Annotated in this window: 13 protein-coding genes and 2 tRNA genes; 5 read left to right on the top strand and 10 right to left on the bottom strand. The window is 67.4% G+C overall.

The features are described 5' to 3' along the window. Nucleotides 1-901, top strand: a 901-nt coding sequence (locus ACNFOC_RS13910; RefSeq protein WP_416959422.1) for a hypothetical protein, incomplete at its 5' end; no start/stop codon positions are given. A gap of 78 nt (nucleotides 902-979) precedes the next feature. Here ACNFOC_RS13910 and clpX read toward each other — a convergent pair. The 5 genes from clpX to ACNFOC_RS13885 all read right to left on the bottom strand — a co-directional run bounded on the left by clpX (nucleotide 980) and on the right by ACNFOC_RS13885 (nucleotide 5,765). Next, nucleotides 980-2,266, bottom strand: a complete 1,287-nt coding sequence (gene clpX / locus ACNFOC_RS13905) for an ATP-dependent Clp protease ATP-binding subunit ClpX (RefSeq protein WP_033285988.1) — start codon at nucleotides 2,264-2,266, stop codon at nucleotides 980-982. A 161-nt stretch (nucleotides 2,267-2,427) separates the two neighbouring features. Further along, nucleotides 2,428-3,108 (bottom strand): ATP-dependent Clp protease proteolytic subunit, encoded by a 681-nt coding sequence (locus ACNFOC_RS13900; protein WP_317881617.1) that lies wholly within the window; start codon nucleotides 3,106-3,108, stop codon nucleotides 2,428-2,430. 50 nt (nucleotides 3,109-3,158) lie between these two features. Beyond that, the gene (locus tag ACNFOC_RS13895; protein ID WP_043676731.1) at nucleotides 3,159-3,761 is read right to left on the bottom strand and encodes an ATP-dependent Clp protease proteolytic subunit; all 603 of its coding nucleotides are present in this window, start codon (nucleotides 3,759-3,761) and stop codon (nucleotides 3,159-3,161) included. A gap of 342 nt (nucleotides 3,762-4,103) precedes the next feature. After that, nucleotides 4,104-5,471, bottom strand: coding sequence for a trigger factor (tig, locus tag ACNFOC_RS13890; RefSeq protein WP_416959421.1), 1,368 nt, complete (start codon nucleotides 5,469-5,471; stop codon nucleotides 4,104-4,106). A gap of 217 nt (nucleotides 5,472-5,688) precedes the next feature. Continuing rightward, nucleotides 5,689-5,765, bottom strand: a tRNA-Pro gene (locus ACNFOC_RS13885). 176 nt (nucleotides 5,766-5,941) lie between these two features. Here ACNFOC_RS13885 and ACNFOC_RS13880 point away from each other — a divergent pair. Next, nucleotides 5,942-6,015: transfer RNA gene (locus ACNFOC_RS13880), tRNA-Gly, on the top strand. Between the two features lie 133 nt (nucleotides 6,016-6,148). Here ACNFOC_RS13880 and ACNFOC_RS13875 read toward each other — a convergent pair. Further along, a complete protein-coding gene (locus ACNFOC_RS13875) occupies nucleotides 6,149-6,343 on the bottom strand; it encodes a hypothetical protein (RefSeq protein ID WP_026151384.1) in 195 nt (64 codons plus the stop codon). Between the two features lie 303 nt (nucleotides 6,344-6,646). On the opposite strand from ACNFOC_RS13875, the gene ACNFOC_RS13870 reads away from it, so the two are divergent. After that, nucleotides 6,647-7,789 carry an acyltransferase family protein gene (locus tag ACNFOC_RS13870; RefSeq protein ID WP_416959420.1) on the top strand — a complete coding sequence of 381 codons (1,143 nt, stop codon included), beginning with the start codon at nucleotides 6,647-6,649 and terminating at the stop codon, nucleotides 7,787-7,789. 22 nt (nucleotides 7,790-7,811) lie between these two features. On the opposite strand, the gene ACNFOC_RS13865 is transcribed toward ACNFOC_RS13870, so the two are convergent. Both ACNFOC_RS13865 and ACNFOC_RS13860 read right to left on the bottom strand, forming a co-directional pair. Then, complete coding sequence (locus ACNFOC_RS13865) at nucleotides 7,812-8,267, bottom strand: HD domain-containing protein (protein ID WP_416959419.1); 456 nt, start codon at nucleotides 8,265-8,267, stop codon at nucleotides 7,812-7,814. After that, on the bottom strand, nucleotides 8,264-9,451 hold the full coding sequence (locus ACNFOC_RS13860) for a SpoIIE family protein phosphatase (RefSeq protein WP_416959418.1): 1,188 nt from the start codon (nucleotides 9,449-9,451) through the stop codon (nucleotides 8,264-8,266). Before ACNFOC_RS13860 ends, ACNFOC_RS13865 begins: the two co-directional genes overlap by 4 nt. Nucleotides 9,452-9,613: 162 nt before the next feature. Here ACNFOC_RS13860 and ACNFOC_RS13855 point away from each other — a divergent pair, with 162 nt between their 5' ends. Beyond that, the gene (locus ACNFOC_RS13855) at nucleotides 9,614-10,873 is read left to right on the top strand and encodes a GNAT family N-acetyltransferase (RefSeq protein ID WP_416959417.1); all 1,260 of its coding nucleotides are present in this window, start codon (nucleotides 9,614-9,616) and stop codon (nucleotides 10,871-10,873) included. Between the two features lie 23 nt (nucleotides 10,874-10,896). Here ACNFOC_RS13855 and ACNFOC_RS13850 read toward each other — a convergent pair whose 3' ends face one another. Continuing rightward, nucleotides 10,897-11,700: an Fpg/Nei family DNA glycosylase gene (locus tag ACNFOC_RS13850; protein ID WP_416959423.1), complete on the bottom strand. Its 804-nt coding sequence runs from the start codon at nucleotides 11,698-11,700 to the stop codon at nucleotides 10,897-10,899. A gap of 384 nt (nucleotides 11,701-12,084) precedes the next feature. On the opposite strand from ACNFOC_RS13850, the gene ACNFOC_RS13845 reads away from it, so the two are divergent. Further along, complete coding sequence (locus ACNFOC_RS13845; protein ID WP_416959416.1) at nucleotides 12,085-12,825, top strand: methyltransferase domain-containing protein; 741 nt, start codon at nucleotides 12,085-12,087, stop codon at nucleotides 12,823-12,825. Nucleotides 12,826-13,280: 455 nt separating this feature from the next. On the opposite strand, the gene ACNFOC_RS13840 is transcribed toward ACNFOC_RS13845, so the two are convergent. Then, a complete protein-coding gene (locus ACNFOC_RS13840; RefSeq protein ID WP_416959415.1) occupies nucleotides 13,281-14,492 on the bottom strand; it encodes an MFS transporter in 1,212 nt (403 codons plus the stop codon). Nucleotides 14,493-14,507 lie beyond the last annotated feature (15 nt).

The following is a 14,507-nucleotide window of genomic DNA, read 5'->3' as shown; positions in this document are numbered from 1 at the left end:
TGGCCTGGATGTAGAAGCCGGACGCGCCGACCAGCCGCATGATGCCGGTCTCGCGGCGGCGGCTGAACGCCGAGACGCGCACGGTGTTGACGAGGGCCCCTACGGCCAGCCGCAGCCGCCGTACGGACAGCAGGCGCCGTACGGCCAACCTCCTTACGGGCAGCCCCCGTACGGCGTTCCGCAGCCGCCGGCGCCCGGTGGGAAGAAGAAGACCGGGCTCATCATCGGCGCGGTGGCGGTGGTGGCCGCCATCGGTGTGGGCGTGTACTTCGTCCTCGGCTACACCGGGGCGTCCGGTCTCACGGACGACGGTGCCCACAAGCTGACGACGCCGGCGAAGGTGCTCGGTGACTACAACCGGGCGACCAAGGACGGCGACACCACTGACAGCGGCTCGTCGACCGTGAAGGACCTGGAGCAGAGCGGCGTCAAGAACGGCACCGCCGTCCTCGGTGCCTACACGACGGCCGACCTGAGCGGCTATGACCCGGACGACCCCACCACCGCGCCGAGTCAGACGGAACTCCTCACGGCCAAGGGCGTCTCACTCATCGGCGCCTACGGCAAGATCGCCGATCCGGAGAAGGCCCTGGACGCGTTCTTCGCGGACATCCAGAAGGACGTCAAGCAGAGCAACTCCTCCAGCAGCAGCTCGACGGGCGGGAGCGAACTGGTCGGGCAGGCCGAGTCGGTCGACATCGACGGCGCGGTCATGAAGTGCCAGGCGACCAAGGCGACGAACCAGTTGACCAAGAAGCAGCAGACCGACTGGTTCTGCGCCTGGGCCGACTACAGCACCATCGCCATGGTCTCCCCCGGCGACAACACGGCCGACGTGTCGAAGGACACCGCCGTCGACATGACCACCAAGCTGCGTAAGGAAATTCGGGTGAAGGCCTGACCTCGGAGGCCTCAACTACGAAGGGCGCCCGGTCAGTTGACTGACCGGGCGCCCTTCGTGTCGTACAGAGACTGTCGGCTACGCCGTCTTCTGCTCGCCCGGGCCGCGGCCTCGGGCGTCGCGCGGGATCAGGGTCGGGTTGACGTTCGACAGGACGACGTCCGCCGTGATGACGACCCGGGCCACGTCCTTGCGGGACGGGACCTCGTACATGACGCCCTGGAGGACTTCCTCCATGATGGCGCGCAGGCCGCGGGCGCCGGTCTGGCGGAGGATGGCCTGGTCGGCGATGGCTTCGAGGGCCTCGCGCTCGAAGTCCAGCTCCACGCCGTCGAGTTCGAAGAGGCGCTCGTACTGCTTGACGAGAGCGTTGCGCGGCTCGATGAGGATCTGGAGCAGGGCCTCGCGGTCCAGGTTGTGGACCGAGGTGATGACGGGGAGGCGGCCGATGAACTCGGGGATCATGCCGAACTTCACCAGGTCCTCGGGCATGACGTCCTCGAACTGGTCCTTGGCCTGCAACTCCCGCTTGGAGCGGATCGTCGCGCCGAAGCCGATGCCCTTGGCGCCGGCCCTGGACTCGATGAGCTTCTCCAGACCCGAGAAGGCGCCGCCCACGATGAACAGGACGTTCGTCGTGTCGATCTGGATGAACTCCTGGTGCGGGTGTTTACGGCCGCCCTGCGGCGGGACCGAGGCCGTCGTGCCCTCCAGGATCTTCAGCAGGGCCTGCTGGACGCCCTCGCCGGACACGTCACGAGTGATCGAGGGGTTCTCGCTCTTCCTCGCGACCTTGTCGATCTCGTCGATGTAGATGATGCCCGTCTCGGCCTTCTTGACGTCGTAGTCAGCGGCCTGGATGAGCTTCAGCAGGATGTTCTCGACGTCCTCGCCGACGTAGCCCGCCTCCGTGAGCGCGGTCGCGTCGGCGATCGCGAACGGCACGTTCAGCATGCGGGCCAGGGTCTGTGCGAGGAGGGTCTTGCCCGAGCCCGTGGGGCCGAGCAGGAGGATGTTGGACTTCGCCAACTCGATGGCGTCCTCGCGGCTTTGGCCGCCGCCGTTCTCACCGGCCTGGACGCGCTTGTAGTGGTTGTACACCGCTACCGAGAGTGCCTTCTTCGCCGACTCCTGGCCGACGACGTACCCCTCGAGGAACTCGTAGATCTCGCGGGGCTTGGGGAGTTCCTCCCAGCGGACCTCGCTCGTCTCCGCGAGTTCTTCCTCGATGATCTCGTTGCAGAGGTCGATGCACTCGTCGCAGATGTACACACCGGGCCCTGCGATGAGCTTCTTGACCTGCTTCTGGCTCTTGCCGCAGAACGAGCACTTGAGCAGATCGCCGCCGTCACCGATGCGTGCCACGGTGTGCTTCCCCTTCGCCTGGGAGACGCCTAGGTCCAGCGGCTCCTGGTGCTGCCTTATGTCCGACGGTACCTTGCCGGGCCCCCCGTTCGGGCCCCCCTTGGCACGGTTCACTTCCACGTGGACCGTGCCAAGGGGTGGTGGACGATACAGGGTCCGGGTCAGCGGACGTCGGCGTTGTTCATCTTCCGGGTGGAGATGATCTGGTCGATCAGGCCGTACGACAGGGCGTCCTCGGCCGTGAGGATCTTGTCGCGCTCGATGTCCTCGCGGATCTTGTCCAGCGGGGTGGTCGAGTGCTTGGCCAGCATGTCCTCCAGCTGGGCACGCATGCGGAGGATCTCGTTGGCCGCGATCTCGAGGTCGGAGACCTGGCCCCGGCCGGTCTCGCTGTAGGGCTGGTGGATCAGCACGCGCGCGTTCGGCAGCGCCATGCGCTTGCCCGGCGTACCGGCCGCCAGCAGGACGGCGGCGGCGGACGCCGCCTGGCCCATGCAGACCGTCTGAACGTCCGGCTTCACGAACTGCATCGTGTCGTAGATCGCAGTCAGGGCCGTGAAGGAGCCGCCCGGGCTGTTGATGTAGATCGAGATGTCACGGTCGGGGTCCATCGACTCCAGGCACAGCAACTGCGCCATGACGTCGTTGGCCGACGCGTCGTCGATCTGGACACCCAGGAAGATCACGCGCTCCTCGAAGAGCTTCGCGTACGGGTCGTACTCGCGGACGCCCTGCGAGGTGCGCTCCACGAAGCGCGGGATCACATAGCGGGACTCGGCGGCGGGGGCCGTGTATTCGGCGCGTGCGTGGTCGTACAGGCCGTTGCCGGGGAAGTTGTTCACTGTCTCTCTCCTGGGGGCTGTGGCGGTCGGCTGGTGGCTGTCCTGGGGCATCAGGCCCCGGTGCCGCCGCCGCCCGGCATACCGGCGGCCGTGGGAATGACGTCGTCGATGAGGCCGTACTCCTTGGCCTCGTCGGCGTCGAACCAGCGGTCCCGGTCAGAGTCGCGAGTGATCTGCTCGATCGTCTGGCCGGTGTGGAAGGACGTCAGCTCGGCCATGCGCTTCTTGGTGTGCAGCAGCCGCTCCGCGTGGATCTTGATGTCGGAGGCCGAACCGGCCAGGCCGGCGGAGGGCTGGTGGATCAGGATCTCGGCGTTCGGGAGGGCGAAGCGCTTGCCCGGGGTGCCCGCGCTGAGAAGGAACTGGCCCATCGAGGCGGCGAGGCCCATGGCGATGGTCACCACGTCGTTCTTGATGAACTGCATGGTGTCGTAGATCGCCATGCCGGCCGTGATCGAGCCGCCGGGGCTGTTGATGTAGAGGTAGATGTCCTTGTCGGGGTCAGCGGCAAGGAGCAGGAGCTGTGCGGTGATCTTGTTCGCGATGTCGTCGTCGACCGCCTGGCCGAGGAAGATGATCCGCTCACCGAGCAGTCGGTTGTAGACCTGGTCGCCGAGGCCACCGAAAGAGGGCTCGCCGGCGGCTGTAGGCATCAGATTCGTCACGTATCCACCTGCTCGTCTTTACGACGGCGCCGGGCCGTCTCACGTGTACTGCCGGGGGCAACGGGGACTCCCCTGCCCTCGTATTCATGGACCCTAACGCGCGGGTCCCTCCGGGGAATCCCGCAAAGGGAACTGTTCGCTGTCAGCACATCGCTGCGCTGGCCTGAGCGGAATCCCCTGGGGTGGGGTGGTTGCGGTCTGTGGCGGGGCTGCGGGTGAGTGGGGGCTGAGCGCGCCGTTCCCCGCGCCCCTTCGGGCGCGCTCCAGTGGACGGTATGGCAAAGGGCCCCGGGGCTTGATGCAAACCCCAGGGCCCCTCGTTCGGCTGCTTTACGCCTCGGTCGGCTCCTCGACGGTCTCCGCCGTCTCGGTGGCCGTCTCGTCGTCCTCGTCGTCCAGGTCGACGATCTCGCCGTTGGTGTCCTTGACCGTGGCCGCCTCTACGACGACCGCCAGGGCCTTGCCGCGGGCTACCTCGCCGACCAGGAGCGGGACCTGGCCGCCCTCTACGACGGCCTGGGCGAACTGGTCGGGGGACATGCCGGAGGAGGCCGCGCGCCGCATGAGGTGCTCGGTGAGCTCCTCCTGGTTGACGTTCAGCTTCTCCTTGTTGACGAGCTCGTCGAGGACGAACTGCGTCTTGATGCCCTTGACCGCGGCGTCCTTGGTCTCGGTGTCGAACTCCTCGGCCGTCTTGCCCTGGATCTCGAGGTACTTCTCGAGGTCGAGGCCCATCTGACCGAGCTGGTGGTGCTCCAGGTTGTGCTTACGGGTGTTGATCTCGTCCTCGAGCAGCTTCTCGGGGACGGGCACCTCGACGAGCTCCAGCAGCTTCTCCAGGACGCGCTCCTGGGCCTGCGTGGCCTGGTCGTACTGCTTCATGTTCTCGAGGCGCTTGCGGCTGTCCGCGCGCAGCTCCTCCAGGGTGTCGAACTCGGAGGCGAGCTGTGCGAACTCGTCGTCCAGCGCGGGCAGTTCGCGGGCGGCGACCTGGGTGACCTTGACGGTGACCTGGGCCTCCTGGCCGGCCGCGGAGCCGCCCTTGAGCTCGGAGGCGAAGGTGGCCTCGCCACCGGCCTCCAGGCCGGTCACGGCCTCGTCGATGCCTTCGAGCAGCTCGCCGGAGCCGATGGTGTAGGAGACGCCCTCGGCGACGCCGTCCTCGAGGACCTCTCCGTCGACCTTGGCCTCCAGGTCGAGGGTGACGACGTCACCGTCGACGGCGGCGCGCTCGACCGGGGAGGTCGCCGCGAAGCGCTCGCGGAGCTGCTCGACGGACTCGTCGATGTCCTCTTCGCTGACCTCTACGGCGTCGACCTCGACCTCGATGCCCGAGTAGTCCGGGATCTCGATGGTCGGGCGGATGTCGACCTCGGCGGTGAAGTTCAGCGTCTCGCCGTCCTTCAGCTCCGTGATGTCGACCTCGGGCTGGCCGAGCGGGTTGAGCTCCGCCTCGTTGACCGCCTCGGTGTAGAACTTCGGAAGCGCGTCGTTGACCGCCTCCTCCAGGACCGCACCGCGGCCGAACCGCTGGTCGATGACGCGCGCCGGGATCTTGCCCTTCCGGAAGCCCTTCACCGTGACCTGCTGGTTGATCTTCTTGTACGCCGCGTCGAGGCTGTCCTTGAGCTCCTCGAAGGGCACCTCGATGCTGAGCCGAACCCGGGTCGGGTTCAGGGTCTCCACGGCGCTCTTCACGGTTCGGTCTCCTTGGGGGCTGACTTCTTGGTTTGCGGACCCAGACAGGTCCGGCGGTTTCTGGTCGCCCGGAGGACTTCAGAGTGTGAGAGACACACGGGCGCGCAGCTTGCATAGTAGCCGCAGCGACAGGACGCCCCAAAAGGCGATCTCGCGAGGTACTCGTGTGGTACCGGTCCCTGGGGTCCGGTGGTACCGGTCCCTGAAGTTCGGCAGGTGGTCGGGGTGGCGGGATTTGAACCCACGGCCTTCCGCTCCCAAAGCGGACGCGCTACCAAGCTGCGCCACACCCCGTCTGGTGCGACACGTAGGGTACATGCCCGCAGGCGGTTGAGCTGCCGCATTTCACGAGCGCCTGGGCGAGCGCCGGGGCGCCGGAAGGGGCATGGGGAATGCGGTGTGCGCGGAGGCCGCCCGAACCGCTACGATGCCTTCTGTGCCGCGGTCGTCTGACCTGCGGCGCGTCGTGCGCGGGCGTAGCTCAATGGTAGAGCACTAGTCTTCCAAACTAGCTACGCGGGTTCGATTCCCGTCGCCCGCTCCATACGAATCAGGGCCAGGTCGGAGGATCACTCCTCAACCTGGCCCTGAGTCGTTCCCGGGGTCTCGACCCCGGTCAGGACTCAGCGGCCGGCCAGAACTCCGCAGCCGATCAGACCTCAGAAGCTGATCAGATCTCAGAAGCTGATCGAGTTGATCGTCTCCGCCAGCGAGTTTATGAATCTGTTGATGGACGGCGCCATGCCGGTCGAGGCGAGGAAGAAGCCGAAGAGGATCGCGACTATGGCTGGGCCCGCCTTGATCGAACCCCCTCGGATCAACACCACCAGGATGATCGCCAACAGCAGCACCACAGACAGTGAAATGGCCACAACTGATCACACCCTCGGTCGGTCCGCACTCCCGGCCCGGGGTCGCAACCCGCGCACCCCGCCAGAACCATCGTGCCACCAACGCGGCCCACGTATGCGGCGGGTGACGCATCGTTGGTCGCAAAGGTTCGGAAGAGGCGCGTTCGCAGTTCGTTCGCATTATTGGCATGCGCACACGAACAACCCTTCCCCGTGTGCCCTTTTGCGCCTTTTGATCGGGATGAATCGTGACATCGTGAATAGATTCCGGACGCGCGTCCGATGGTTTCACCGATTCCCACAGGCAACGCTAGGGTGCCTCAGATGTTCCACGCTGACACGCCCCCGGGCCAGAACGAACAGAGCAAACAGAACGAAAAGAACGAACAGGCCAAACCGCGTGACGCGTTCTTCGACAACGCGAAGTACCTGGCGATCCTGTTGGTCGCCATCGGGCACTCCTGGGAGCCCCTGAAGGGCGACAGCAGAGTGCTTCAGGGGCTGTACATGGTCGTGTACAGCTTCCACATGCCGGCGTTCATCGTCATCTCCGGCTACTTCTCCCGCAGTTTCGACATGAGCCCCGCCCGCCTGAAGCGGCTCCTCACCGGAGTCGCGCTGCCGTACATCGTCTTCGAGATCGCGTACTCGCTCTTCAGCCGCTACGCCAACGACGACCCGCACCAGCGGATCACCCTCCTCGACCCGCTGTATCTGACCTGGTTCCTCTGCGCGTTGTTCATCTGGCGGCTGACCACCCCGATCTGGAAACTGGTCCGCCACCCGCTGCCGATCGCCCTCGGCATCGCCATGCTCGCGTCCTGCACGCCGGCCATGACCGACGACTTCGATCTGCAGCGGCTCGCGCAGTTCCTGCCGTACTTCGTGCTCGGTCTGGTCCTGAAGCCCGAGCACTTCCAGCTGGTGCGCCGCCGTGAGATGCGGATCCTGTCCGTGCCGGTGTTCGTGGGCGCGGTGCTGTTCGGCTGGTGGGCGGTGCCGCGGATGAACGCGAGTTGGTTCTACCACCACGACTCCGCGCAGGAGTTCGGCGCGCCCTGGTGGGTCGGGCCCGTGATGATGCTCGCGATGTTCGGCTGCTCGCTGCTGCTGACCGCCGGCTTCTACTCCTGGGTGCCGAGCCGCACGACCTGGTTCACGGCGCTCGGCGCGGGCACGCTGTACGGCTATCTGCTGCACGGCTTCCTGATCAAGGGCGCCGGTTACGCGGGCCTGTACGACCACAGTTGGCTGCACCGGCCCTACGGCGTCGCCCTGGTGACCGCCCTCGCGGTCACCGCCGTCACCCTGCTGTGCACCCCGCCCGTACGCCGGGTGTTCCGCTTCGTGGTCGAGCCGGACATGGAGTGGGCGTTCAAGCGCGACGCGGCCGAACTGGCCCGCGACCGCGGGCAGTTCGAGCGGCAGCACGGACAACAGGCCGTACGGGAGACGGTCGACGCCTGATCAGGTACGCCTACAGGGACGCCTAGTCGGGAACGCTCAGGCCGAGAAGTGCGCGCATCCGTGCGTACTTCTCGGTCAGTCGTCTCCGGGTCGGTTCGTCGAGGACCGCGAGGCGGGCCGGGTCCGCGTTGTGCGCCAGGTCCGCCTCCTTCACGAGAAGCGCGCCAGGGGTCGCGAGAATGCGCCCCGCGTACGCCTCCGGGGGCTCCCCCGCCCGCTTGGTGAGCGCCAGCACGATGTCCTTCGTACGACGGCTCAGCGCGGCCTCGCTCAGCCACCGCTCGGTGAGTGCGTCGTCCTCCACGGAGTCGTGCAGCCAGGCAGCCGCGATCTGCTCCGCGTCCCCGCCACGCGCGCGTACGCCCTCCGCCACGGCCTGGAGGTGCTCGGCGTAGGGGCGGCCCGCCTTGTCGGTCTGGCCCTCGTGGGCGGCGCGGGCGAGGGTCTCGACCTCGGCCGGGGTGAGGGGTTCGGTCATCGGGGCAGGGCCTGTGCCGCCGCCGTGGGGCCCTCGCGGCAGACCAGCAGCAGCGCCCGGTCGTCGTTGACGTCCTTGGCGACCGCCTCGATCAGGTGCCAGGCGGCGCCGTGGAAACCGCCGGCGACATAGCGGTCGGCCTCGCCGGTGAGGCGGTCGATGCCCTCGACGATGTCCCGGTCGGAGGTCTCCACCAGACCATCTGTGAACAGCATCAACACGTCCCCGGGCCGCAGCGATCCCTTCACAGGGTCGAACTGGGCGCCGTCGTACACACCCAGCAGTGGCCCTTCCGCGGCCTTCTCCTCCCAGCGGCCGCTGCCCGCGCTGAGCTGGAGGCCCGGCGGGTGTCCTGCGGAGAAGAGTTCGTAGTCGCCGGAGTCGAGGTCCAGGACGAGGTGGATCGAGGTCGCGAAGCCCTCGTCCCAGTCCTGGCGGAGCAGATAGCCGTTGGCGGCGGGGAGGAACGCGTGCGGGGGCAGCGAGCCGAGCAGGCCGCCGAAGGCTCCGGAGAGGAGCAGGGCGCGGGAGCCCGCGTCCATGCCCTTGCCGGAGACGTCCGTGAGGACGACCTCCATGGTCCGACCACCGTTCGTCCGGGCCGCGACCACGAAGTCCCCGGAGAACGACTGGCCGCCCGCAGGCCGCAGCGCCATCTCCCGGTGCCAGCCCTGCGGGAGTTGGGGCAGCTTGCTCTGCACCCGGATCCGCTCGCGCAGGTCGAAGAGCATGGTGCCGCCGCGCCGCCAGGGCACGCCCACCCGGCTGCGGAACTGCGCGATCAGCAGCCCGAAGAAACCGCACGCGGCCACCACGAGCACCACGCCCGGAGTCACCCGCGACGGGCCCTCGGTGTACGGGCCGAGCTTCACCGACTCGACGATCAGGCCGGTGGCCGCCGCCGCGTACAGGCCGAGCAGGCTCGCGGGCCGCAGCAGCAGGCCGCCCGCGACGATCGGGAGGACGAGGGCGGCCGGTGAGAACCACACCGCGTTGGCGAGGGTCATCGACACGATCACCGGGATCGTGATCAGCAGCCCGGCCAGCGCGACCCAGTCCGAGCCGTCCCCCCGGAAGTAGTCGACGGCACTTCTGCGCAGGCCGGTGCGGACCCGGTGAACCAGCTTCCTCAACCGGGCCATGAACGTGTCGGCCTCCGCGCGCCGCTCTCGTCCTGCTGCCATTAGTTCGGGACCCTATCCATCCGACCAGCCGCTTGGCACGGGAGGTCCCACTTGTCCCCCCTGCGAGGTTCAACTTCACAGTGAACTTCACCGGAGGCCCTCACGGTGGCGCCCGGCGGAAATTCCCTGGCTCGTCCCGCAATGCCCTGGTAGGCATGGCTCATGGGGACAGTTGCGAGAAACACACCGGCCGAGCCGACCGAGCTGCGGGTACTGCGCCAGGACGAGTGGAACACCTGGTACGACAACCTTGTCAACGCTTTTGGTGGCGTCCCGGAGTCGCCCGAGGAGCGTGAGCTGTGGAGCCGGCTCACCGAGTTCGACCGCTCCCTCGGCGTCTGGGACGGGGACACGTGCGTGGGGACGGCCGGCGCGTTCAGCTTCCGGGTCACCGTGCCCGGCGGCGCCTCGGTGCCCGCGGCCGGCATCACGATGGTCAGCGTGGCCGCCACGCACCGGCGCCGGGGCATCCTGACGTCGATGATGCGCCGGCAGCTGGACGACGTACGGTCCTGGGGCGAGCCGTTCGCCGTGCTGACGGCCTCCGAGCCGGTGATCTACGGCCGGTTCGGGTACGGCATCGCGACGACGCGGACGTCCGCCGAGATCGACACCGACCGGGTGCGGCTCTCGGTGCCGCCGGGGACGGACGACGTACGCCTGCGCTACGCCGAACCCGCCGCCGTACGTGACCAGTGCGAGGCGGTGTACGCGCGGGTGGTGGCCGGGCGGCCGGGGATGACGGCGCGGCGGCCCGGGTGGGAGGACCTGCCGCTGCTGGACCCGGAGAGCGAGCGGGAGGGGTCCTCGCCGCTGCGGTGCGTGGTGGCGGAGCGGGACGGTGAAGTCGTCGGCTACACGCGGTACTTCGTCAAACCCGAGTGGGACGTCCAGGGCCCCAAGGGGACAGTCCTGCTACGGGATCTGGAGGCGCTGGACCCGGCGTCGTACGCGGCGCTGTGGCGGTTCCTCTTCGACATCGACCTGACGCGGAAGATCGCGGTGCGCAGCCGTCCCGTCGACGACGCCTGGCAGCATCTGGTCTCCGACATCCGCCGGTGCGGTATCCGGCAGGTGGACTCGCTGCACGTACGGCTGGTGGACCTCGGCGCCTCGCTGGAGGCGCGCACCTACCAGGCGCCGGTGGACGTCGTGTTCGAGGTCGCGGACGCCTTCTGCCCCTGGAACGAGGGGCGTTGGCGGCTCACCGGCGACGCGAAGGGCGCGTCCTGCGAGCGCACCGACGAGGCGGCCGATCTCGCCCTGTCCGTACGGGAGTTGGGGTCCGCGTATCTCGGCGGGGTGTCCCTGGCGTCCCTCGCGGGGGCCGGCCGGGTGCGGGAGCTGCGGGCGGGGGCGCTGGCCGAGGCGTCGCTGGCGTTCGGCTCGACGGTCGCGCCTTGGCTGCCGCACGGGTTCTGAACCCGCCCAACAGCCCAACAGCCCTACGGCTTCTGGCAGTCGGGGCACCAGAACAAGTTGCGGGCGGCGAGGTCGGCGGTGCGGATCTCGCCGCCACAGATGTGGCAGGGGCGGTTCGCCCTGCGGTAGACGTACACCTCGCCGCCGTGGTCGTCGACGCGCGGCGGGCGGCCCATCGCCTCGGGGGTGTGTTCGGGGCGGACGGTGTCGATGCGGTTGTTGCGGACGCCCTCGCGCATCAGCTCGACGAGGTCGGTCCAGATCGCGTCCCACTCGGCGGGGGTGACGTCCTTGCCCGCGCGGTACGGGTCGATGCCGTGCCGGAAGAGCACCTCGGCGCGGTAGACGTTGCCGACGCCCGCGATGACCTTCTGGTCCATCAGCAGGGCCGCGATCGTCGTACGGCTGCGGGAGACGCGCCGGTACGCCGCGCTCGGGTCGGTGTCCTCCGGCGGGCGCAGGGGGTCGGGGCCGAGGCGGTCGTGTATCGCCTGCTTCTCGGTGTCCGTGATCAGGGCGCAGGTCGTGGGGCCGCGGAGATCGACGTACGACGTGTCGTTCGCGAGGCGTAGGCGGACGGTGTCGGTGGGCGGGGGTGCGGGGGCTCCGCCGAAGTTGACCTTGCCGAACAGCCCGAGGTGGATGTGGATCCACTCGGCGTCACGGAAACCGAGGAAGAGATGCTTGCCGTGGGCTTCGGTGCGGGTGAGTTCCGTACCGGTCAATAGTGCTGCGGCGTCGCTGAACTTGCCCTGGGGACTCGTGACTTGAGTGGCTCGGCCCTTGAAGTGACTGCCGTAGTCCAGCGCGAGCCGGTGCCCGCCGATCCCGTCGGACCTTCGAACAGACCGCCCAGCTTCTCGAACTCTTCCTCTACCGCGAGCACGTCAAAATCGGGCCCTGGCTTGCCAAGGCCCGCACCAAACCTCGCGCGGACCAACTTCCCCCGGAGTACGTGGCCTTGGTGGCGTCACTGTTCGACGGTGACTTGGACCGACGAGGCCGCCTGGCCTGCGGGCCTCGCGCAGTAGTGGCGCTCTCAAGGTCTTGGCCGCCGCGAAGCGAGCTGACTCCAGTGTCGGGAGGCAGATACCGGCGGAAGTGGCATGGTGTCAGAGGCTGCCGCGGAGGACGACCCGAAGGCGATCTCGTTCGCTGCTGAACCGCTCGGGGCATACCACCGGAGCAGCGGGAAGCGCATACTGTGTGGCGTGGCGACTTACAACAGCATCGGTGCGACCTACGCTGACACTCGGCGACCGGACCCTCGAATCGCCGCCAGGATCCATCAAGCCCTCGGTGGTGCCGCCACTGTGATCAACGTAGGAGCCGGCACCGGCTCCTACGAACCGTCACACACGGTGCTGGCTGTTGAACCCAGCTCAGTGATGATCGCCCAGCGCCCGGCCGGGTCCGCACCGGCCCTGGAAGCATCCGCGGAGTCGATCCCTCTCGCCGACGACTCGGCCGATGCGGCGATGGCCCTCCTGACCGTGCACCACTGGAGCGACCTGGAAGCAGGTGTCGGCGAACTCCTCCGCATCGCCCGGCAACGGATCGTCATCTTCACTTTCGACCAGGACATCAGCCGCAGGTTCTGGCTGCTGGACGAGTACCTGCCCGAGGCAGCCGCGGTCGACGACACACGAGCGGTCGCGATCGACCGTTTGGTCACGTTGCTGGGAGGCGCCCGCATCGAGACTGTCCCCATCCCGCACGACTGCGCCGACGGATTCCTCGCCGCCTTCTGGCGCCGACCCGAGGCATACCTCGATCCGCAGGTGCGGGCCGGTATCTCGATGTTCTCCCAGATCAGTGACGAAGTCATCCAGCCGGGCTTGGCCCGGCTGTCAGACGACCTGTCCTGCGGCAGCTGGCACCAACGCCATGCCGACCTGCTCGACCGCGAAGCCTTCGATGCCGGCTACCGGCTTCTCGTAGCCGATCTGTAGAGCCAGGCGATCCGTCTGACACCGGTCGGGTGATATAGCCCCTGACCATCCGACAGGTCACCGTCTCCGCTCCGTGCTCGTCCAGGAGCCGGTCGAAGATTCGCTTGACGGTGTGTCGCTGTTTGCGCGGTGCGTCAAGATCCGTCCACGGCTACTGGTCGCAAGGCTTCAAACAGCTTTCGGTTCGGCTGGAGCGCTCGGGGTGCGGTGCTGGGTGCCGCAGGTGTCTGGCGTACATGTACATGTCCTCAGGGGCCCGAGGGTTCTCCGTAGATGAGGCAGGAGAACGGCTTGGAGAGGTCAGGGGCTACTACGGCACCCCGTGCCCGCGTCTGAACTCCTGTCGCTGCCGCGGAAATTGCGTGGTCGGGTGCGCTGACCCGCGTAGGCCAGAAGCCGTCTTCGCCGAAACAGGGAACAGGGAGGGGACGGCGCAGCCTGACCGACTCACGACGTCAGTCCGTCCTTCGTAGGTTGCGGATTGCCGGAACGGCGAGGAGCAGACCGACGGTGACGAACAGCATTGCTGAGGAGAAGAACAGCACTGTTGCCGCGCCGATCGCCAACGAAGCCGGGCCGGCCACGATTTGCCCCACCGGTCGCATGACGACCGATCCCGCCACGTCGTAGGCATGCACCCGGCCCAGCGTTTCGGGAGGAATTTTCGTCTGCACGCTTGAGTGGAACATGACTAGCCAGAACGCGGAACCCGCACCGTGCAGGGCGTAACCTGTCGCGATCGCTGGGGCAGGCAGGTATAGAGCCACTGCCAGCACGCTGCAAGCATTGCCGGCGAGGGCGATTGCGCCGGCCCGTAGCGGGTGTTGAGGCTTCACCCGGGCGGCCATCAACCCACCGAGAACGGCGCCGACGCCGTACATCGCCATCACGAAACCGAGAGTGCTCTCTCCGTGTTCGATGAGGATGAGGCTCTGCCCGAGAGTGAGGAAGGGGCCGTTCACGGTCACCTGGTAGAGCATGAAGATGACGATGACGCCCCAGAGCCAAGTGCGTGCCGTGAACTCCTGCCACCCCTGGACGAGGTCGTGACGGAGGGTGGGACGCTCTTGCGAGCGGGGGATTCTCAGCCGCAGGGCGAACAGGCACACAGCGCTGACCAGGTATGTCACGGCGTCGATTGCCACCACCGTCCAGACCGACGAGAGCGCCAGCAGCAGGCCCGACAGGGCGGGTCCGAGCACGGTGACGAGTGATTCCGAGACGCGAAGTGCTGCGTTGGCTTTCTGAACCTCATGTGTGGTCCGTCGGATAACACTGACGTAGCCGGGTTGAAAGGCAGCCATCGCGGTCCCGCTCAACGCGAGCAGTGACACGATCAGCCAAAGACTGGGTTTGCCGGCCAAGAAGGAGATCGCGAGTATGCCATGAATGATCAGGCGGGCTATGTCCGCGGTGATCATGACCCGCACAGGGGTGAACCGGTCTACGACGACGCCACCGAAAATGACGAAAACGGCCAGCGGCGCGGTGTTGGCAGCGAGTGCGAATCCCACGCCTGTGACGCCGTACCCTGCTTGCAGCACGGCGACTGTGATCGCAATCGGCACCAGCATCTGGTCGCCGAGGACAGAAACGGTCCGGGCTGTGAAGAGGAGTATGAAATTTCGAGACCATAGCCTCGTGGTCGACTGTGTTGTCCCGACCATTTCGGAGGAACTTAC

It is taken from the genome of Streptomyces colwelliae (assembly GCF_048158785.1).
Taxonomy (GTDB): domain Bacteria; phylum Actinomycetota; class Actinomycetes; order Streptomycetales; family Streptomycetaceae; genus Streptomyces.
The sequence above is the reverse complement of the archived record's forward strand: the minus strand, read 5'-3'. Positions and strand labels throughout refer to the sequence as shown.